18 protein-coding genes are annotated in these 21,604 nt (G+C 46.7%); 13 read left to right on the forward strand and 5 right to left on the reverse strand.

The genetic code is table 11. The features are described 5' to 3' along the window. Positions 1-28 precede the first annotated feature (28 nt). Positions 29-388 (forward strand): hypothetical protein, encoded by a 360-nt coding sequence (locus QUA53_RS14285; RefSeq protein WP_333097884.1) that lies wholly within the window; start codon positions 29-31, stop codon positions 386-388. A 272-nt stretch (positions 389-660) separates the two neighbouring features. Here QUA53_RS14285 and QUA53_RS14290 read toward each other — a convergent pair whose 3' ends face one another. Then, entirely contained in the window at positions 661-807 is a 147-nt protein-coding gene (locus tag QUA53_RS14290) for a photosystem I protein PsaX (RefSeq protein WP_333069608.1), read from the reverse strand. A gap of 126 nt (positions 808-933) precedes the next feature. After that, entirely contained in the window at positions 934-1,908 is a 975-nt protein-coding gene (locus QUA53_RS14295) for a lipoyl synthase (RefSeq protein WP_333097882.1), read from the reverse strand. 198 nt (positions 1,909-2,106) lie between these two features. Between QUA53_RS14295 and QUA53_RS14300 the strand changes: the two genes are divergently transcribed. The 3 genes from QUA53_RS14300 (at position 2,107) to QUA53_RS14310 (ending at position 5,870) form a co-directional block, all read left to right on the forward strand. Next, a complete protein-coding gene (locus QUA53_RS14300; RefSeq protein ID WP_333097881.1) occupies positions 2,107-2,658 on the forward strand; it encodes a response regulator in 552 nt (183 codons plus the stop codon). A 286-nt stretch (positions 2,659-2,944) separates the two neighbouring features. Continuing rightward, positions 2,945-4,039, forward strand: coding sequence for a PfkB family carbohydrate kinase (locus tag QUA53_RS14305; protein WP_333097880.1), 1,095 nt, complete (start codon positions 2,945-2,947; stop codon positions 4,037-4,039). A gap of 76 nt (positions 4,040-4,115) precedes the next feature. After that, positions 4,116-5,870 (forward strand): Rieske (2Fe-2S) protein, encoded by a 1,755-nt coding sequence (locus QUA53_RS14310; RefSeq protein WP_333097879.1) that lies wholly within the window; start codon positions 4,116-4,118, stop codon positions 5,868-5,870. Positions 5,871-6,042: 172 nt separating this feature from the next. Here the strand turns inward: QUA53_RS14310 and QUA53_RS14315 are convergent, their stop codons facing one another. Beyond that, positions 6,043-7,791: a CapA family protein gene (locus tag QUA53_RS14315; RefSeq protein ID WP_333097877.1), complete on the reverse strand. Its 1,749-nt coding sequence runs from the start codon at positions 7,789-7,791 to the stop codon at positions 6,043-6,045. Positions 7,792-8,707: 916 nt separating this feature from the next. Here QUA53_RS14315 and QUA53_RS14320 point away from each other — a divergent pair. From QUA53_RS14320 to QUA53_RS14335, 4 genes are all read left to right on the forward strand, one after another. After that, complete coding sequence (locus QUA53_RS14320; RefSeq protein WP_333097874.1) at positions 8,708-9,901, forward strand: HEAT repeat domain-containing protein; 1,194 nt, start codon at positions 8,708-8,710, stop codon at positions 9,899-9,901. 107 nt (positions 9,902-10,008) lie between these two features. Further along, positions 10,009-11,094 carry a glycosyltransferase family 4 protein gene (locus QUA53_RS14325; RefSeq protein WP_333097873.1) on the forward strand — a complete coding sequence of 362 codons (1,086 nt, stop codon included), beginning with the start codon at positions 10,009-10,011 and terminating at the stop codon, positions 11,092-11,094. 135 nt (positions 11,095-11,229) lie between these two features. Then, positions 11,230-11,991 (forward strand): type I methionyl aminopeptidase, encoded by a 762-nt coding sequence (gene map / locus QUA53_RS14330; RefSeq protein WP_190659689.1) that lies wholly within the window; start codon positions 11,230-11,232, stop codon positions 11,989-11,991. 312 nt (positions 11,992-12,303) lie between these two features. Then, positions 12,304-13,218 carry an LD-carboxypeptidase gene (locus QUA53_RS14335; RefSeq protein ID WP_333097871.1) on the forward strand — a complete coding sequence of 305 codons (915 nt, stop codon included), beginning with the start codon at positions 12,304-12,306 and terminating at the stop codon, positions 13,216-13,218. Positions 13,219-13,244: 26 nt separating this feature from the next. On the opposite strand, the gene QUA53_RS14340 is transcribed toward QUA53_RS14335, so the two are convergent. Further along, on the reverse strand, positions 13,245-13,766 hold the full coding sequence (locus QUA53_RS14340) for a hypothetical protein (RefSeq protein WP_333219057.1): 522 nt from the start codon (positions 13,764-13,766) through the stop codon (positions 13,245-13,247). Between the two features lie 346 nt (positions 13,767-14,112). On the opposite strand from QUA53_RS14340, the gene QUA53_RS14345 reads away from it, so the two are divergent. The 5 genes from QUA53_RS14345 to QUA53_RS14365 all read left to right on the forward strand — a co-directional run bounded on the left by QUA53_RS14345 (position 14,113) and on the right by QUA53_RS14365 (position 20,811). Continuing rightward, complete coding sequence (locus QUA53_RS14345) at positions 14,113-14,895, forward strand: hypothetical protein (protein WP_333097869.1); 783 nt, start codon at positions 14,113-14,115, stop codon at positions 14,893-14,895. A gap of 240 nt (positions 14,896-15,135) precedes the next feature. Next, positions 15,136-16,200 carry a uroporphyrinogen decarboxylase gene (gene hemE / locus QUA53_RS14350; RefSeq protein ID WP_015178097.1) on the forward strand — a complete coding sequence of 355 codons (1,065 nt, stop codon included), beginning with the start codon at positions 15,136-15,138 and terminating at the stop codon, positions 16,198-16,200. Between the two features lie 426 nt (positions 16,201-16,626). Beyond that, on the forward strand, positions 16,627-17,592 hold the full coding sequence (locus QUA53_RS14355) for an NAD(P)-dependent oxidoreductase (protein WP_333097868.1): 966 nt from the start codon (positions 16,627-16,629) through the stop codon (positions 17,590-17,592). A gap of 422 nt (positions 17,593-18,014) precedes the next feature. Continuing rightward, positions 18,015-19,607: a B12-binding domain-containing radical SAM protein gene (locus tag QUA53_RS14360; protein WP_333097866.1), complete on the forward strand. Its 1,593-nt coding sequence runs from the start codon at positions 18,015-18,017 to the stop codon at positions 19,605-19,607. A 304-nt stretch (positions 19,608-19,911) separates the two neighbouring features. Then, positions 19,912-20,811, forward strand: a complete 900-nt coding sequence (locus QUA53_RS14365; protein ID WP_333097865.1) for a M48 family metalloprotease — start codon at positions 19,912-19,914, stop codon at positions 20,809-20,811. A 240-nt stretch (positions 20,812-21,051) separates the two neighbouring features. Here QUA53_RS14365 and QUA53_RS14370 read toward each other — a convergent pair whose 3' ends face one another. Then, positions 21,052-21,576, reverse strand: a complete 525-nt coding sequence (locus tag QUA53_RS14370) for a hypothetical protein (protein ID WP_333097863.1) — start codon at positions 21,574-21,576, stop codon at positions 21,052-21,054. Positions 21,577-21,604: the final 28 nt, after the last annotated feature.

A 21,604-nucleotide genomic window follows, 5' to 3' on the forward strand; every position in this document is an offset into this window, starting at 1 on the left:
AAATGGTATAATTTAAATTATTAAAGCTATGCCGAAAAAAAATCGCCATCGCGCCCTAAAAATCAGTTTTTTGTGTCTGGCTTGTGCCTTAGCAATTGCTGTAGCACCAATTTTTACACCAGCTCAATCCACAACTCAATTAGAATTTCGCATTACTCAATTAGAACGTCAAATTTCTGAACTCCGAGGACAAATCTACAGTTTGCAGAATCAAGGTTCTAGAGTTAACAGGGCTCCCTCTCCTTCCGGTTCGGGTCGGACAAATCCTAGAATGCTGTCGGGAGACCCGATGTTTGACAACTTAGCAACTTTGGCAATTGAAACTAAGCAAGATGTTATCAAAATTCAAGAGCGGTTGTCAAAGCTAGAAGCGTCGAGAAATCGCTAGACAAGTCATTAGTTATAAGGAAGAAGGAAGGCACGACAGGGATTTTGACACTGATACACCGATTAATTATTGAGCCAAAGTCTGGATCTGGATTCAAAAGTCAGAAGGAAGAAGTTGGAGGGAAGAACTTAGTAGTCAGTAGTCATTAGTTAGAGGGATGAAGTAATATTCTCCCCAACTCAAAACTCTTTCCCTCTCCCCCTCTCCCTCTCTCCCATTCTCTGACGTTGAGGTCGAGAACAGCAGGGTCTGCTAAAAGTTAACTTGCAGAACTATTCAATGATATGGAAATAATAGGCTGCAACCAGAAAATTGATCGCTAACAGCAACAGAAACCAGCCTGCGCGAAAGGTGTAAGGGAATTTTCCCGTTTTCATCACGGACTCGGATTTTAATTGGTTCTTCGCTATCTCTGGCATAGGTAAAGCTCCTAATTGATAATGTCACTCTATTTACAAATAGCAGAGAGCGTCGCACTTATGCACAATCCTCTAGAGTTATTTTTTGTAACAAGGAGTTGATACCGAGTTGAATTTAGATTAATTTCAATCGCTCTCTCCGGCGTGGTAGGAACTGCGGACGAGAGGCCCCGATCGCACGCGCTCAAACCCCATCTCCCGCGCGATCGACCCGAAACGGTCAAATTCGGCCGGCGTCCAGTATTTACGCACTGGGAGGTGCTCTAGAGATGGTCTCATGTATTGACCGAGGGTGAGCCGATCGCACTTGGCATCCCGCAAATCGGCCATCGCTTCGACTATCTCGGCTGCGGTTTCCCCGTGTCCCAACATCAAACCGGATTTGGTGGGAATAGTTGGGTCATATTGCTTAACAATACGCAGAACGTCGATCGAGCGATCGTACTTGGCCCCCCTCCGCACCGGCCCTTGCAACCGCCGCACCGTCTCAATATTGTGGTTGTAACAAGCCGGTTTAGCCTCCACCACCGTGCGAATCCGCTGTCGCTGCAACTCATCGAGGTCGGAATTCTCCCCGTTGGGGGCGGGCACGGAGGCACCGCCCCTACCCGTTCCCCCCCAAAAATCCGGCGTCAGTACCTCCACTTCAGTATGCGGGTTCAGAAGGCGGATTTGGGCGATCGTCCTGGCAAACCAACCCGCACCCCCATCCGGCAAATCATCCCTCGCCACCGAAGTCAGCACCGCATAGCGCAAACCCAACAACTGCACAGCCTCGGCTACCTTGTTCGGTTCCTCCGGGTCTAGGGGCATCGGAGAATGGCCTTTATCTACTTGACAAAAAGCACAAGCGCGGGTGCAAGTCGGCCCCATCAACAAAAAAGTCGCCGTTTTTTGCGCGTAGCACTCGCCCCGGTTGGGACATCTCCCCTCCTCACAAATCGTGTGAATTTGCCGCTGTTTGATAATTTTTTGCACTTGAGAAAGTTCGCTAGCTTTGCCAACGGGCCTACGCAACCACTCCGGCATCGCCTCGATTTCACCCCGCATTTTGGCGGCAACTGCTTTGACTGTAGGAGTTTGAGGAATTTGGGGCGACATATAATTAAGTAGCGATCGAGTTAATTCCTTCGATCGTATCCGAAATCAAAGCCCCTGAACTTGTAGGAGTATCACCCGAAATCAGGATCGCGCCGAGGTGCAACAAAACTAAACTCGCCCAGAATTATGGGTAGAATTCTGTTAGGGATATACTGAAGGTTGCAAATCATCACTCATTCATTACTGAAGGAGTCAGTCGTGGCTGGTCAAAAAATCTTGGTAATCGATGACAGTAAAGTCATCCGCGTCCGAGTCCGAGAGATGTTGCCTCAGGGTAACTTTGAAGTTCTAGAAGCAAAAGACGGCGAAGAGGGACTCAAACTGATCCGTCAAGCCCGGCCAAATCTAATTATGTTAGATTTCCTACTGCCCAAAGTCAGCGGTTGGGAAGTGTATCAAAAAGTGCAAGCCCATCCTGAGCTTTCTAAGATACCTTTGGTGATCATGTCGGGCCGCGAAGAAGAGGTGATGGAAAAAATTCCGAAACCCTTTGAGAAGCATTTTTTTGCATTCATCGCCAAACCATTTGAGAAGAAGCAGCTAACCGAGGCAATCAAATCGGCGATGGTACTGGCCAAAAAGAAACCAGTGCCAGAAGCCCCAGCCGCCGTCGCTGCACCCACTTCTGGAGGGGGCGCCGCCGAAATTCAGGCGATGACTGCGAAAATGGCGAAAATGCAAGCGGAAATTGATGCACTCAAAAAACAAATGACTCAGGTGATTACGATCATCAAGCAGAAATTGAAATAATTCTGCTGTTTTTTGAAGGCACTTATGTAGAAGGAAACTTCCACACCGTGAAACGTTCAGTTTAGTCTCAAGGGCTGCGATTTTATCGGCATTTTTTTGCCAAATTGTTTGAGCGAGTGCGATTGCCAATACCCTGCAACTGGTTGCTCAAAATCCCAGTGAGAAAATCAATTAAAAGTTAAAAATCAAACAAGGGAGGAAATTAATTATTAATTAATATTAGGATTTTTAATTCCCGCTCGTTCCACACTCAATTATCAACTCCTCAGTCTCATTTTTTTGGTTAATGACTAACGACTATTCCGATTTTTTGCCTCAACTGCGTGCCTCAACAGAGCAATTATTGAAAAGATTAGACTGCTTCGATCGAGCGCAGGTATTAGCGATCGGAGATTTGACCTTGGACGAGTTTCTTACCGGACAAGTAGAGCGAATTTCCCGCGAAGCACCTGTGTTGATTTTGCGCTACGAAAATACTCAGCAAGTACCCGGAGGTGGCGCAAATGCTGTCTATAATTTAGCCAAACTGGGAGGCAAAGTAAAAGTTGCTGGTTTGGTCGGAAAAGACGACCAGGGAAAGGCTTTGTGCGGTATTTTTGAGGCGGCGGGAATTGATACGGGTGGGATTTTAATCGATTCGCAGCGTCCAACTGTCACCAAAACTCGAATTTCGGGGCACGCGCGGCAGTCGGTGACTCAGCAAATTGTCCGAGTCGATCGCAAATCGGACGAGTTGCCGGATTTAGATTTGCAGTTGCAATTGGCAGACTACATCCGGCAGCAAATACCGACAGTAGATGCAGTGGTTTGTTCCGACTACGGCGACGGAGTTTTGACTCGTTTGGCGATCGAATCGGCAGTGGTTCCCGGCAAAACAATTGTAGACGCTCAAATAAATTTGCAGCGATATTCTGGAGCAATGTTATTTACTCCGAACTTGCCAGAAGCCGAGCAAGCTGTCGGATATGCTATCAAAAACCCTCAAAATTTAATGCAAGCAGGACGCGATTTATTGAACTTAACTCAAGCTCAAAAAATCCTGATTACTCGCGGCGAAGAAGGGATGACTTTGTTTGAAAGGGCGAACGGCGAAGAAATCAAAAATTCACCCCCTCCAACATCCATTTGTGAAAAGGGGGAATTTGTCATTAAAAGTTGGGACATTCCCCCTTTTAACAAGACTGATGTATTCGACGTAACTGGTGCTGGAGATACAGTTGTAGCAGCAATGACTTTAGCTTTGTGCGTCGGTGCATCTGGTTGGGAAGCGGCAGTTTTGGGAAATTTGGCGGCTAGTATTGTCGTGCGTCAATTCGGTACGGCGACAACAACGGTAGAGGAGATGAAAGAAGCTTTGCGATCGCTGATGAATCTGGAATGAGTCCAAAACAGAAACCTGCTGGCGATCTATCGAGGTTGAGTTAATCTAGTTTATATATAAATTAGTTTAAAAACTTATGGCTGAGACTTCAGGCTATTACGTTCGCGCCGCGAAACTTGCAGAAGTCGAGACAAAGGGCAGCTTGTTAGTGAATTTGGAAAAACACACGATCGCCCTTTTCTACTCAAACGATCGGGTATACGCGATCGACAACCGCTGTCCCCACATGGGTTTTCCCCTCAACGGCAGCACTTGCAAAGATGGCATAGTCACCTGTCCTTGGCACTACGCCCGCTTTGATGTCGCCAGCGGCGGTACTTTTGACTCTTGGGCCGACGACGTGCGATCGTTCCCAGCGGAAATTCGCGACGGGGAAGTTTGGGTAAATTTAGCACAACAGCTTGACCCTTACGCCCACCAGCGCCAGAGACTTCAAGATGGGTTAGAACAAGGAATTTCCCTAGTCATCGCCAAGTCAGTGATTGCCTTGCTAGATGGGGGGGCAACTGCCAGGGAACCTTTCCAAATCGGATTAGAATTTGGCACCCGCTACAACAAATCGGGATGGGATACGGGTTTATCGATCCACACCTGCTTGATGAATATCCTGCCTTATCTAGATCCAGAAGACCGACCGCCCGCCCTCTATCAGGGACTTTCGGCCGTGGCCCGCGATAGTGCAGGCGCACCTCCTCACTTTGCGGTTCACCCCTTGCCTAATTCTGAGGTTGATGCAGAGACACTTAAAAGCTGGTTCCGGCAATTTATTGAAATCAGAGACAGTGAAGCGGCGGAACGATGTTTGTTGACAGCAGTACGCGCGCCTCTGGCACGAGAACAAATTGCTGATATGCTGTTTGCGGCCGCTACTGACCACCGCTACATTGATGTCGGTCACAGCCTCGACTTTATTAACAAGGCGTTAGAAGCGCTGGATGCAGTGAATTGGGAAGGGGCAGAAACTATTTTCGCGAGTTTGGTGGCTGGTTTGGCGAATGCGGCGCGCATGGAAGAGTCGAGTTCTTGGCGCTACCCTGTGGATGCGGTGGCAATTTTAGAGTCAGCGATGGCGCAGTTGCCGGCAGCTTTAGAAATGGGCCGATCGCACCGAGGCAATTGGTCGGGAAGAGAACAGTTAATTCCGATGTTGTTGGGCGAAGATGTATTGGCGATCGTCGATGCACTTTTAACTGCCTTGAAAGAAGGTTGTAGCGAAGCAGAATTAGCAAGTGCAGTCACTTATGCTGCGGCCCTCCGCGTAGCCCGGTTTAATACGAATAACGACCACAGCGACTGGAATTCAGCGCACCATCCCTTTACCTTTGCGAATGCGGTGCATCAAGGATTGCGGCGATCGCCTTCCATAGAATTGCTGCGGGGAGTTTTCGATGCAGCGATCGGCGTATATCTCAACCGTTTCTTAAATGTACCGCCTGCGCGACTTCCAGAACCAACAGATTTAGTTGAGAATCCCGAAGAATTGCTCAAACAACTGCCAGACTTGTTGGACAGACAGCAACAGGTGAATCAAGTCGGTAAATTAGTTGCAAAATACTTATATAGCGGTGGCAAATCGGAACGGTTGATGGCAGTTTTAGGAAAACTGATGCTGCGGGAAAATCGGGATTTCCACGTTATTCAGCAGGTAGAAGCGGCATTTCGCCAGTATGCTTTATTAGAGAATGCGGGCGATCGCATTGTGGTATTAGTGGCGGCAGCAAGGTATTTAGCCGCCCATGCCCCGACAGTGCGATCGCAAGCACAAACTTATCAAATGGCCGATCGATTGCACCGGGGCGATCGCTTATTTGAGGAGTCGCCGGAAGTATAGCTTCTCGTCATAACTCACATCTTGCACCAATATCAATAATCCTCTTTTGGGCGGTATCTCCTGCCCACCGCGCAAGAAAACTCATTCTTTGTGGAACAGGCATCTTGTCTGTTGTTGAGAATGGTGAAAGATGTGAGTCATAAGGCACTTTTTAGGTAAATAATTGCCCCGATCATTTCTTGGAAATTATCCCCTTGTCATCAATTTTCAAATCAGTCTTGGGAAAATCGCTTTTTGTCAAACGGTCAATCAACCCCACAGTCCTAAAATTGTTATCAACAGATGGCACGCCTCGCCCGTCTAGTTGGATCGGGATAATCTTGCCAGAAACAAAATCCCCCTGCGGAGTCATTTTCACATCCAAAATTAGGGATTTACCGAGTGTTCCTGCTGTGGACAAAGTGCGATAACCCAAAAAATTTCCCAAGGAATAAGCAATCAATTTCCCTTTATAAAGTTCCATCGCTCGGGGAACGTGCGGGCCGTGTCCCAAAATCAAATCTGCTCCCGCATCAATCATCGTCCGCGAAAACAAAACCATATTTCCCCGGTTTTCTCCGTAAAAAATTTCAGTTTTATTCCTCACATTTACAGCTCCCGTTCCTTCAGCTCCAGCATGAACTGATATCACTACAATATCAGCATTTTCCTTGGCTCTTTTGACAACTTCGGCTCCCGCTTTCAGTTCCAGCAAGGAATTGTGAACTTCGCCGTAGTTGCTGAAACCGATAAAGGCAAAATTCACACCCTTGACATTTTGATAAACAATTTGATCTCTTTTACCAACAGCCTTCATGCCATTGCTGTCGATGTTTTTAATAGTGTCCTTAAATCCCTGCTCGTTAAAATCGTAAGAGTGATTGTTGGCAACATTTAAAATATCAAAACCAACATCTTTGAAAATTTTCGCATAACTCGGAGGCGTCCTAAAGGCAAACAGCATTCGTCCGCCACCTGCTTTGGAACTGTAAGGATAATCGGTCATCGTGCTTTCAAAATTGCCAAACAGAATATCAGCTCCTTTGAGGTACGGTTTTACCGACTCTAATAACATCTCTTTTTTGGCCGGCAGTTTATTGTAGGGATAATTTGTGCCGGGGATCATGTCACCAACTGCTTTGATGCTGACAGTGGCGGGCAAAATGGCAGGTTTTTTGGCAGCCGGGGAGGGCGATTTTGGAGCGGGAAGGGGTTTGGCTGCGGCTGCTGGTGCTGGTGTCGAGCTCACTTCTTGTACCGCAGGGTTTGACGTGAGAGGGTTATTAGTAGCGGTGGTTGAGGATTTGTAAAGTTGAGAAGCCAGCACAAAGCCGGATATCGGTACGAGAATTAGACTCAGAGCAGCGACTGACAGCCCAGATTTTTTAATTTTAGTGCGGGCTAATTCTGGCTGCGGTGATTGCTTTTGCTGCTTTTGGTGTGGGGGTTTTGGAGTTGGGATTTTAGGGGGTTGGGGCGGAGATTTTTTTGGTGTTTGAGGGGGCGCCGTTGTGACATTTTGAGGTTTTTCTAGCTTGGGCAAAGTCACAGGAATGGGAGAAGCGGCCACACTAGCGGCTACTGCTGCACTCGCAGCTACTGCTGCATTCACGGTCACTAACGGACTCACGGGTTCGGAAGTCAAGCGTTTTTTTAATTCTACCGTCTGAGTCCAAGCGGGCAATTGCTGGCCGCCCTGCCGCCCGTAAATGGTCACTGAGTAAAGGTTATTTGGTTGCAACCGCTGCAACCCTTTGACTGCGACTCGGAGACAGGCTTCTTCTGCGGGTAAATGTTCTGCTTCCAGTAGCAGGTGCAGGGTGTCATTTTCCCGGCTGGCTTTAGCCGTGACGCCGAAGCTTTGGAGTGCTTGACCGATCAGAAATGCGATCGCCCTGGCATCGCCTTCTTTTGCTAAATTTAAAATATCTTGTTGGCTCACAAACGCCTCTACTCTCACACTAGAAATTTAGGTCGATCTTATATCAAATTTGGCGGCCCAGCGTTAAATACCGATTGATTTAACTTAAGTAAGTGGGTACAAATAAACAAAACGTTGGCAAAAGACGCCTGCGTGAAAGGGTCTACTCGCTGTCACTATAGCTCCTAACTAAATCCGACCCTACTTTTACAAGGTAGTATGATTTTTGGCGCTGGCTAACTGAATACAATATTTCCTAACGGTTATCTTCGCCGATCGCCCAAACACTTCTATCCGGCATAATTGCCCCCTTCAAATTAACATCGCTCAAATCAGCGCTCTCTTTCTTACAGCATTTTTGGTAAATAAAACTGATTTATGAGCGTCGAGAGTGCGTCCTTGAATGTACGAAAAATATGCGGCTTAGCAGGGAAGAATTAACGAAAAAACCTAGTTTCTCGTTTCCACTGCCAATCCCCCTGTCCCACTTGGGCCCCAGTTCAGACAATAACGATCGACCCACAGGCTCGAAAGCTTGTTAAACTTTTGGTCATGCCACGCTATTAGTGAGAAATCGACGGCGACGGAGCCACAATCGTCTGCTACCGCCCCCGCAGTGCTGCGCTGCTGGGTCTGCACTGCACACTGCACGTAGGTGAAACTAGCTGCAATCAACTTTCAGGATGCCGCTAAAGTCGCGGCCACCGATGTAGTTGTTCGTTTTAAACTAATTAAACTAATTATTTAAAAGAGTTGCACGTCAATGACACAATTGTGCTTGTGAGAGCTGGCTCGATGCCCTTTCAAACCAGGGTTTTTCGCTAGTATGGTGCTATTTGTGAGTTAGTTAAGCCTATAGCAGCTAGGATCGAGCTAACTCAAGGTTAAACTAAAGCTCGTCATGCGGCGTTGCCTCTCAAAACCCGGATTGAGTCTTATGGCGCATTACCGCTCCTCTGTATGTTTGTTCACCTGCATTGCCTGTCTGGGTGCTGCGTTCAGTCCAAGTGCCGACGGAGGGCAAAAGGTACTTAATGCCTCTGCGCGTGCTGTTTCCCAAGAAATTGCTCAGGCAAACTCTCCCCCGGACGATCGCCAGGATGCCAAGCCTCCAAAACCTTCTCCAGCGCCTGATAAAAACAAATCTCAGCCGTCCAAAACGTCCAAATCTAATTCTAAGCTCCCGAAATCGGTATCCAATTTGATCGTCATTTTGTCTCGTCAGCGGGGGTTCTTAATGTTGGGTTTGGCAGCAGTTGTCGTCACGGCAGCGGCAGTATTTATCATGCTCAAATTAGTTAGCAGTGACGAGTCAAATTATTCCAAGCGAAGACGGGGAAGATTTGAGCGCCAGCACCAAAGAAACTCTCCATTTACTAATTCCGGTTCTCCTACAAACTCGCACGCAATTACACAGCAAGAGGCTTCTTTTGGGCTGTCAAAACCGATGTCAGCCTTGCCCTACCCTTTGGATTTGCCAAAAGACAACAGTCTCGACAGCAGCGATCCCTCTTTTATCCTGGAATCCGGGGAATCAGAATCCGACGATGCAGCATTCGAGGGCGATCGAATTAATTCCGACACCTCGCCCTTGGAACATCACAGCAATGGGTACAGCAACACAGATTTCAACATTCCCGAAACAACAAATCAAGGCGATTCCCTAGCGAGTCGCAAGAAAGATTTTGCCCTTCCCGAAACGGATGGTAGACCTAAAGTTGATATTATTGAAGCACTGATTGAAGATTTGCAGCACCTAAATCCGGCAAAGAGGGGCAAAGCAATTTGGGAACTAGGTCAGCGGGGAGATTCCAGAGCAGTTGAGCCGTTGCTCGATTTGTTATCAAATTCCGACTCGAAGCAGTACAGTTTAATTTTGGCAAGTCTCTCGGAAATTGGCATTCGCACGCTCAAACCAATGAATAATGCTTGGTCAATTTCGCTGCAAAATGAAAATCCAGAAGTGCGTAAAAATGCAATTCGCGACTTGACGCGGATTTACGAATTGGTGAATCAAATCAGTTACTTGTTGCACCGTGCTACGGACGATCCAGATCCCGAAGTTCAGGAAGTTGCTCGCTGGGCAATAAATCAGTTGAATCGCATCCGTCCGCGTTCTGGGAGGGATTAATAAATGTAGCAATTTTCAAATAATTTGAAAATTGAGATTGGAGATGGGAGAATTTATAATTTAGATTATGTTAAAATTAGTGAATGCTGACTAATGATTAAGGATTAATGACTAATAACCCTTTAAAACTATTGTTCCTGTCAACTTCGGTCGGTCAACTAGGTTCGGGGTTGGGTGGCGGTGTCGAACTTACAGTCCTTAACATTGCTAAAGAATTGCAGAGTCGCGGTCATAAAATAGCAGTCGTAGCGCCGATAGGTTCAGTCTTAGAATCAATTCCAGTAATCGAAATAACGGGCGATTTGCAAGTAACCGCCCAAACACAAGATTACAACGATCCTATTGTGATGCCTGCAGATTCTGTGCTGGCGAATATGTGGGAATATGCTCGCCAAGTTCAGGATAAATGGGATGTCATTGTTAATTTTGCCTACGATTGGCTGCCGTTTTATTTGACACCATTTTTTAGGACTCCGATCGCACATTTGATCAGCATGGGTTCCCTTTCTGCTGCCCTCGATCGCATTGCCGGACAAACCGCCCTCCAGTTTCCTGGTACGATCGGAGTTCACACCGCTTCTCAAGCCAAAACATTCGCCTTTGCCGATGAATGTCAGTTGTTGGGAAATGGCATAGATTTATCCCTGTACGAATTTTGCAAAAAACCGCAGTCTAAATTAGCTTGGCTAGGCCGCATCGCCCCGGAGAAAGGCTTAGAAGATGCAGTAGCAGCCGCGAAAATTACAGGCATTCCCCTGAAAATTATGGGCAAAATGCAAGATGAGGATTATTGGCAAAAAATTTGTGCAGATTACCCGGATGCTCCGGTAGAATATTTAGGGTTTTTGACAACAACCCAAATGCAAGAGCAAGTCCGTCAGTGCCGAGCATTGTTGATGACACCGCGTTGGGTGGAAGCTTTCGGAAATGTCGCGATCGAGGCTTTAGCGTGCGGTGTGCCCGTGATTGCTTACGAGCGCGGGGGGCCGGCGGAAATTGTTAGAGACGGACTGACGGGCTTTTTAGTGGAGCCTGATAGTGTAAATGGCTTGGTAGGTGCGATCGCCAGCTTAGACCAAATTGACCGCAGCGCTTGCCGGCGACAAGTAGAGCTAGAATACTCTTTGGAAGCTTTGGGCGATCGTTGTGAACACTGGTTCAAATCTATCACTGCTAGTAGGGTGCGTCAGTAATAATACGGGCTAATTTTTAGAAACATCTGCTGACTGACGCACCTTATAAGTTTATTGAGCAGCAGTTCAACTCTATTCTAAAACTGAGTTAAATAAACTCTTAATCGACAACAAAAAAAGAAAAGTGAAAAAACTATGGCAACCGAACGTTTAGTGCTTTTATCCAGTAGAGAAATCGAAAAAATGCGCCAAGCAGGCCGTTTAGCGGCAGAACTTCTGCTACATCTCGAACCGATGGTTAAACCTGGAGTAAGCACTCTAGAAATTAACGACGAAGCCGAACGCTGGACTTTGGCACACGGAGCAAAAAGCGCTCCGCTAGGCTATAAAGGATTTCCAAAATCTCTGTGTGCTAGCGTCAATGAAGTAGTCTGTCACGGCATCCCTAATGCGAAACAAATTCTTAAAGAAGGTGACATTATTAATATTGATGTAACACCTTTAGTGGATGGTTATCATGGCGATACTTCCAAAACTTTTTTTGTGGGCAAACCTTCACCTGTAGCGAAAAAGTTAGTTGAAGTAACCGAGGAATGTTTAAGAAGAGGAATTGCGGAAGTCAAACCGGGTGCCCGTACCGGCGACATCGGTGCCGCAATTCAAGAATATGCTGAAGCACAGGGTTTTTCGGTAGTGCGAAATTTTGCGGGACACGGGATTCACCGAGTCTTTCACACTGAACCGGAAATTCTGCACTACGGGAAGCGGGGCACGGGAAAGAAGCTCAGACAAGGCATGGTTTTTACGATCGAGCCGATGATTAATGAGGGTACTTGGGAAGTGGAAATTCTCGCCGATGGTTGGACATCTATCACCAAGGATGGAAAGCTTTCGGCTCAATTCGAGCACACGCTAGCTGTGACTGATTCTGGGGTGGAAATTCTGACTTTGCCGTAGCAATCATTAACAAAAAATCTGAAAAATTAGCTCCTAAACCAATAATCCATCATATCCTTTAGGGGCGGGTTTCACCGACAATATCTAACGATTATCAACAATCTAGATAAACCCGCCCCGCCAAAACCGATAACCTAAATCAACCTGAAATTTGCATCGAATCTGCAAATGTAGGTTTGTATTTATGGGTGGGTGGGGGTGGGTTTTCGAGATTGTCTGTTTCAGTCATAAATTGTCCGTAAAACGCGCCCCTACAGAATTACTATCGATTCACCAAACACGATATAACTAATAACTAATAACTAATAACAAATGACTGACATAAAATTTCTGCAACCAGGAGATTTGCTCAAAGTAATTGCCCCTAGTGGCACTTTGCGAGAATCAACCAACTTTGAAAAGGGTGTAGAAATTTGGAAATCTCGCGGCTATCGACTTGAATTAACACCGGGTTTTGACGATCGCTGGGGCTATTTGGCAGGTTCCGACGAAAACCGCGTCCGACAGTTGGCAGATGCCCTCAATGACCCGGATTGTCGCGGTATTCTCTGTGTTAGAGGCGGTTTCGGCAGCACTCGACTTTTGGAAAAAGGAAATGTGGGAAAGGCAGAAAATTCCCAGTTTCCAACTCCCGATTCCCATTCGCCGAAATGGTTAATAGGTTTTTCCGACATTACTGCTTTGCTATGGAATCAGGCTAAATTGGGTGTTTGGGGCGTTCACGGGCCGCTGCTGACAACTTTGTCGGATGAACCGGATTGGTCTGTCGATCGACTTTTTGACTGCATAGAAGGTCGTCCCTTACAATCTTTGCAAGGTAAAGGATGGGGCAGCGGAAAAGCTACCGGGCGGCTGTTTCCGGCGAATCTGACGGTGGCTTCTCATTTGCTCGGAACCCCGTATCAACCTGATTTGGCCGGGGTTATTCTCGCCTTTGAGGATGTTTCCGAGGCTCCTTACAGGGTCGATCGAATGCTGACTTTGTGGCGGATGGCGGGGGCTTTCGCTGGGGTGCGGGGCATTGCTTTGGGGCGCTTCAGCCGCTGCGAGATTGAGCCGAGTATTCCCAGTTTTAGCATTGAAGAGGTGTTGCGCGATCGGCTGGGGGATTTGAATATTCCGATTGTCTCCGATTTGCCCTTCGGTCACGAGGGGGTTAACGCTGCTTTACCTATGGGAATTATGGCGAGTCTTGACGCTGATTCGGGATTGCTCAGTTGCGGGTAAAAACTACTTTTTAGATACCCTGAAAATCATTCATCAAAGTTCTGTAAAAGAATAGTCGATTTCAGAATATTTAAGGTGCGTTCTGCATGGTAGCGAAACTGCAGCATAAATAAAGCATAGGATAATAGTACAATTATCAGGAAAAATGGGAGGATTTCTAAGGGTGGTTTTTCGGTGACAAATAAAAATACAAGCCAACCCAATCCTAAAGACAGTAAAAAGACAATAGATAAAGTGGGAATAGTCATTTTCAAGGGCAACACTGAACCGCCTTCAATGTCTTGAATTTGTCCTGTCGCCACCAAAAAGCCTCTCCAATCTCCGCCAGTAATTGTCGCGCGGAGGAAATCACCATCAAGCTCGATTTGGTAGCAGTAAAGAATTCGGCTTCCCCCGATAATAGCTTTGCGAACCGTTAAACCTGTACGAACTTTGGCAGCAAGCCGTTGGCGGACTACTTTTTTGGAAAATGGTATATGAAGGGTTGCTTCCCGGTAGGGCAAGAGCGAGTACAATAGTTTGAAGAACGGATTTAAATTTAATGGCATAGCAAAAAACACGATCGTGAATTGCATCAATTGCCACTACCTAATTCTAAGCAGGGATGTTTCATTCTATCAAAGTTTTCAAGCTCCAACCACTATAAGTAAATCTACGGAGGTTTTGGGCTATCGACATTGTGCGATCGCGAATCGCGGGAGGTTTGCCCCTACGTTCACGCTATATGTAGATGGGTGGCGTAAATCCTGCCCAATAATAGTTTACAGCAACGAAATATTCCTGTCGGGTGAGGCTAACACTAGATAGCTAAAATTACATTTAAAATGGATTATATGTGCAAATGTTGCTGCCAACACAGCAAAAAGATTTTAAAACTTTCGCAAAGAGGTTGATATGAGAACACACAACTTGTTAAACAGTATTGCGGCCACTGTGCTAGTTGCAGGAGTGGCACTCACTGGCATTTCGTCTAGTGCAGTTGGCGAACAGATAGGGAATAACGATCGCATAGATGGAGTAATTCGCCGCACTTCCCCGATTTACCGTTTCCGAAATATGTGGGTTCCGGGATCTCCGACCGAAGAATTGCGCGGCCAAGAATACACATTCAGCGCGAGGGAAGGCGACAACATTGAAGTGTTTTTAGATACAGATAGAAGCCGCGGTTTTACTCCCGTAATGGTGCTGTTTTACGGGAACAACAAACAAGTCGCTTTTACGCAAGACCGTTCTTTTAATTATCAAATTCCCCGTAGTGGCGATTATAAACTGTTAGTGTTAGCAAAAGATGCAGCTAGAGGCGGTAGCTACACGCTGGAAGTTTCGGGAATTGATGGGGGCGACAGACGAGCTCGCAATTCGCGGGACGATTGGTACACGAGGCGAGATAACGATCGATATGACGGTCAATATGACAGAGAACGGCTTTTGCAAGATGATTTTGACTTGCGGTCTGTTGATTGTCGCGAGAGACGTTCTATGGTGAGAGTAAGGTTTGACGATGGTAATCAAGATTCAACTTACTGCGCTGTCCCGAATAGAAGGTTTCCGGCGGGAGATTATTACTACAATTCGCGGACTAGAAATTTAGACTCGGCGCGGCGGGATGATAGTAGATTCGATGCGGGCCGAGATCAATGTCGGGTAGTGGTGGGCGGAGTTTGTGTAACGAGGTAAGTAGGTAAAACTGTAGGGCGGAAGTCAGAAACCCGGTTTCTTTGTAGAAACCGGGTTTCTGACCCTATACACAGGACTTATACAGTTGTTTATATACGAGTCGATCTCTGGCTATCGCCTCACTTTCTTTGGCCATGACAAAATACACATTTGTACACACAACTATTTTGTCGAAAAGGACGATCGCACAGTGGTAAGCTACCAAAGGCATTGAAATATCTAAGGTAGAGAAAAGTTAAAATGTCGGCATTAAATGAAGTTCCCTTGTTGTTGCGGGCAGCCCGCGGCGAAACCCTAGACCGCCCGCCCGTGTGGATGATGCGTCAAGCCGGCCGCTACATGAAGGCTTATCGAGATTTGCGAGAAAAGTATCCCTCGTTTCGCGAACGTTCCGAAATTCCCGAAGTTGCGATCGAAGTTTCCCTTCAGCCGTGGCGCGCGTTTCAACCCGACGGCGTAATTCTGTTTTCCGATATTGTCACCCCGATGCCGGGTTTGGGCATAGACATGGACATCGCCGAAGGCAAAGGCCCGATTATCCACGCACCCATCCGCACTCAGCAGCAAATTGACAACCTGCAACCGCTGAACCCGGAAGAAAGCTTGCCGTTTATCAAAACAATCCTGAAATCCCTGCGCGAAGAAGTCGGCAACAAATCCACCGTGCTCGGTTTTGTCGGCGCGCCGTGGACGCTGGCAGCCTACGCTGTTGAGGGCAAAGGTTCTAAGGATTATGCCATCATCAAAAATATGGCATTTTCCGATCCAACTTTACTGCATCAGTTGCTGTCGAAATTCGCCGATGCGATCGCCGTTTACGTGCGCTATCAAATCGACTGTGGCGCCCAAGTAGTGCAAATGTTCGACTCCTGGGCAGGCCAACTCTCCCCGCAGGACTACGACACCTTCGCTCTACCTTACCAGAAACAAGTATTCGAGCAAGTCAAAAAAACCCATCCCGACACCCCGCTAATTCTGTTAGTCACTGGTAGCGCCGGCCTCCTCGAACGCATGACAACATCCGGCGCGGATATCATCAGCGTCGATTGGACAGTTGATATGGCCGACGCGCGCAAGCGTTTGGGCCCCAACATGAACGTTCAGGGAAATCTCGATCCCGGCGTGTTGTTTGGTTCTCAACCATTTATTCGCGATCGAATTCTTGATACAATTCGCAAAGCCGGTCATCGCGGACACATCCTCAATTTGGGACACGGCGTGTTACCGGGAACTCCCGAAGATAACGTGCGTTTCTTCTTTGAAACCGCAAAACAAGCCGACAAATTGCTGGCAGTTGCTGCTTGATTTGATTTCGATTGTAGAATTCGATCGAATCCAGTTAATTGCACCTGATATTTGTAGGGACACCGCAATGCCGTGTCCCTAACGTCGATAAAAATATATAATCGGAGCGAATCCGGTTAATTGCACATTATATTTGTAAGACACGGCATTGCCGTCTCCCTACCGTGGAAAAAGATTATATAATCGGAGCGCATCCAGTTAATCTGACATTTTGCACCTGTTGCAATAGTCCCTTATTGGGCGGGCTCTCCTGCCCACCCCACAATAAAATTTAATTTTTGTGGAACAGGCATCTTGCCTGTTCTTGAGAATGCTGCAAGATGTAAGTTTAATTGCATCTAATCGTTTTCATTTGTGGGGATACGGCAATGCCGTCTCCCTACCGTCGAAAAAGCGTCAAATCCTCCCCTCTTCCCCTGCGGCCAAATGAACTCCAAAAAAATTTTTGTGACGGGTGCAAGTGGCTGTATCGGTCACTACATGGCCGAAACTTTGATTCAAGAAACAAACCACGAACTTTACCTCTTAGTTCGCAACCCAGAAAAATTAAAATTTGACTGGAAAGCCCGCCCCGGCATCCATATAATACAAGGCGATATGCGAGATATCGATCGACAAGCCGAACTTCTGCAAACAATTAATGTCGCAATTTTAGCTGCCACTGCTTGGGGAGGAACTCAAGAAGTGTTTGACGTTAACGTAACCAAAACTCTCCGCCTAATTCAACTACTTTCGCCAGAGACTTGCCAGCAAGTAATTTATTTTTCAACTGCCAGCATTCTCGGTCGAGACAACAATTTGCTCAAAGAAGCCGGGGAATTGGGGACAGATTATATTAGCTCAAAATACAACTGTATGGTGCATTTGTCAGCCTTGACCAATGTGCCTCCAATTACGGCACTTTACCCGACATTAGTATTGGGAGGAGATGCAGAAAAACCAGTTTCTCACTTGTCGTCTGGCCTGCCACTTGTCGCAAAATGGATTGGTTTGATTCGCTGGTTTAAGGCAGATGGCAGTTTTCACTTCATCCACGGCGCAGATATTGCTAAAGTAGTTAATTATTTAGTTGAACATCCGCCGGCTTCCGAGGAACCGCGACATTTTGTGCTAGGAAATCCGGCGATTACAGCTAACGAAGTGGTCGAACAAGCTTGCCAGTATTTGAATAAAAATATATTTTTTCGGATTACTCTGTCACCTTGGCTGGCCGATTTCTTTATTTGGCTGTTCCGAATTCAGGTGGCTGCTTGGGATAGATTTTGCATCAGCTACCGCCATTTTACCTATCAAAATCTTGTGAATCCCGAAAGCATAGGAATGCCGAGTTATTGCGGCACAGTTGCCGATATGTTAAGAACTAGCGGGATTCCCGGCAAAGATTCAAATTAGGCCAGAAGGAAGTGCGGCAGCGGATTTTATAACGGATGTAACGGATGTAACGGATGAATGTTGAGGGAAAAGGAAGAGTCAATGTGCATCAAGCCACTAATGTAAAGTTCTTATGGCGCACCAAAGCAGTAATTTACTGTTTCCAGTTCTTTTTTGCCTTAATCCTATGCTTTTTAAATGCGATTATCGTCAATTAAGGGTCAAATAGGATAAGATATCAGCATTTGCAAACTTTAACAGGGAACTGCAAGCTAAAAATTGCGCTCCATTTGTTGGTCTTAGGGGGTGTTACCCCTCGCCAGATATTCGATCGAGTGCAAGATCGTAATTTTAGCCTTAACATGAAGTCTTGAGAGTCGATCGAACTCTCAAACACGCCAGCCCGATCGCAAGTTGTTTACTGATGTGAGGTTTAACATATAATGCGAGTTCTTCTAGTTTACCCGCTGTTTCCGAAAACATTTTGGTCTTACGAGAAAATCCTAGAATTAGTCGATCGTAAAGTTCTGCTGCCACCGCTGGGTTTGGTAACAGTAGCAGCTATTTTACCCCAAGAATGGGAATTTAAGTTAGTCGATCGCAATATCAGACAAATCACCGAAGCAGAATGGGAATGGGCAGAGCTCGTTATTCTCTCGGCAATGATTGTCCAAAAAGAAGATTTGCTAGACATCATTCGCGAAGCAAAACGGCGCGGTAAATCCGTAGCTTGCGGCGGCCCCTACCCGACTTCCGTACCCGAAGAACCTCAAGCAGCGGGCATTGATTACCTGATTCTCGACGAAGGCGAAATCACCTTGCCCATGTTCGTCGAAGCAATAGGGCGCGGCGAAAAAAGCGGAATTTATCGATCGGACGGCGTAAAACCCGATGTTACCACAACCCCAGTCCCCCGCTTCGATTTGCTGGAATTAGACGCCTACGACTCGATGTCAATTCAATTTTCCCGAGGCTGTCCTTTCCAGTGCGAATTTTGCGATATCATCGTGCTCTACGGTCGCAAACCCCGCACCAAAGAACCAAAACAATTGATCGCAGAATTGGACTGTCTCTACAACTTGGGCTGGCGGCGCGGCGTGTTCATGGTAGACGACAACTTTATCGGCAACAAACGCAATGTAAAACTGTTGCTAAAAGACTTACAAGTTTGGCAAGAAGAGCACAAATTCCCGTTTACTTTCAACACAGAAGCATCCATCGATTTAGCCCAAGACCAAGAATTGATGGACATGATGGTTGCTTGCAATTTCAATGCAGTATTTCTAGGGATTGAAACTCCCGATGAAGAAAGCCTGCAAATGACGAAAAAATTCCAAAATACCCGCAATTCCCTGATAGAATCCGTAGAGTTAATTGCCAAATCCGGTTTGCGAGTAATGGCCGGATTTATCATCGGATTTGACGGCGAAAAACCCGGTGCAGGTCAGCGCATTGTAGACTTTGCAGAAGCAGCAGCAATTCCGAGCACAACCTTTGGAATGCTGCAAGCTTTGCCACACACTGCATTGTCCCACCGACTAGCAAAAGAAGGGCGGTTGCGCGACAAATCGGGCAACCTCAACCAGACAACTTTGATGAACTTCATTCCGACGCGGCCGCTAGAAGATATCGCGAGGGAATATGTTCAGGCATTTTCTGATGTGTACGATGCTGAGAAATATTTAGACCGCACCTATCGCCACTTCTTGATGCTGGGTGCACCTACAGCAAATATACCTGCAAGAATTCCCAGTTGGATCGACTTGCGAGCACTGTTAACTGTGGTTTGGCGGCAGGGAGTCAAGCGCAAAACTCGGTGGAAGTTCTGGCATCATTTGTTCAGCATTCTCAAACGCAATCCTGCGGTTTGGGATCATTATTTGACTGTGTGTGCTCACAACGAGCATTTCCTGGAATACCGCCAGATTGTGCGGGATGAAATTGAAGCTCAATTGGCAGAGTTTTTGGCTAATGAGTCTCAAACTGTATATCAAGAGCCTGTTGCTGTTGAGGAAAAGCAAGTGCAAGCGGTTTAGGGTTGGAGAATTCAACCGCAGATGAACGCAGGTAAACGCAGAGGAATGTAAAATTGTCTGCGTTTATTTTGTTTTTAATCTCGTTTCCAGGTTCTGGCTGGAAATGTCATATCCTGCGGCTCTGCCGCCTTTTGAGAGCAGGCGAGAGAGCCTCCCGATGGATTCCCAGTTTCTCACTGAAAAAGTGAAATACTACTATTGGCGGCAGCAGTTATTTCGGCAGGTAGAGGCGCGATCGCCCCCAACTATGAAAATCTAATTACAAGCTCAAAAAAATCAAAATATCGATCGCCTTCAAGCCGCCATGTTAGGAACAAATCAACTCAGAACAGCCGCTCTCTTAGGACTCCTAAGCGGCCTTCTCGTTTTAGGAAGTTATTATTTAATCGGCAACGAGCAAGGACTTTACATCGGTTTAGCGCTAGCAGCCTTCTCAAGTTTTAGCTCTTGGTACTATTCCGACACAGCCGCGTTAATGGCTTACCGCGCTCAGCCGATCGCCCGCAGCGAAGCACCAGAAATCTACGATATGGTAGCATCGCTGAGCGAAAAAGCCCAAATTCCGGTGCCGAAAATATTTCTAGTTCCCACTCAATCTCCGAACGCATTCGCCACAGGGAGAGACCCGGAACACGCGACAATAGCAGTTACTGAAGGCATCATCAAGCTGCTTTCCCGCGAAGAATTGGAAGGCGTTTTAGCGCACGAACTGACGCACATCCGCAACCGCGACACCCTCACTCAAGCAGTTGCCGGGACAATTGCGGGTGCAATTACATTTGTCGGGCGAATTCTGACTTTTGGAGCGCTTTACGGCCCTGTAACGCGGGATAGCAGACAAGGCGCGAATCCGTTTGGTTTGCTGTTTCTAATCATTTTAGCACCGCTATCAGCAACCGTAATTCAATTGGCGATTTCTCGGACGAGGGAATTTGCAGCCGACAGCGGTGCGGTGGAAATTACCAATAACCCGATCGGCTTAGCTAACGCGCTGCAAAAATTAGAGAAAATGGGTCATGAAATTCCCATGCACGGCAATCCTGCGATGTCGCCGCTGCTGATTGTGAATCCTTTTTCGACTAAAGGTTTGCAGTCACTTTTCCGCACTCACCCGCCGACAGAGGATCGCATTCAACGGCTATTGGAAATCGCGCAGCAGCAGCAGCAAGGTACTCCAGTTATGGCCTACGTGCCCGGAATTTAATCGGTCGAAAATGCAGCAACAATATTTATAAACCCGGTTGTTTGAAGCAGCCGGGTTTCTGTTTGTTTATAATGCTCGCTGTATGAAGCGACTAATTCTTCGATTTCGATAGGTGAAAGGCGATCGCTTTTTCCGTAAATATCGGACTGTGATTTCGATAGGTAAAGGGTGATCGCTATTTCTGCAAACATCGCACAGCTTGGTATTTACTGTAAGGGGTGATGCCTCCACTGAAAGGATTTACCCCACGCTCAGCAATTCATCAAGCTTGTTCTTTAAGTCTGGTGATGCTAGTAGTGGTCTATAAACTTCACCTTCATAGGGCTTCCAAACATATCCAAGACTGAACGATCGAAAAACCGAAGATGCTCCCGTTGCTTGCCAAACAGCTTCAGCTAAAACCAATCCAGGAAAAACCAAGGCAGGCTCTGCAATCAATTCGCTGTAGGTTCTAAACTCATCTACTTCCATACCAACTAAAGCATACCGAAACGGTGGAGCAAACCGCAAACTCTGATACAGAAATATACCTATTTCTGTCATTAAATAAGCACTTTCTGGAGTGTCAATCCCAATCTCACTGATGCCACTTGGACAAACTCGACACCACCAATTTTCTTCTATGTCCTGAAAACTTTCTGCCCGACATTCGGAATGTCTACCGTTTGAGCTCACCCAGGAAATTTCATTGAAATATTGAGCAAATTGCTGTGCTTCAGATTGCTTTGTGCCACATTCAGCCGATAAGCTAAACACCCATGCCATTCCTGTTCTCCCGTTGACTAAATTAAAC

This window comes from Microcoleus sp. Pol12B3, assembly GCF_036701355.1.
Lineage (GTDB): Bacteria > Cyanobacteriota > Cyanobacteriia > Cyanobacteriales > Microcoleaceae > Microcoleus.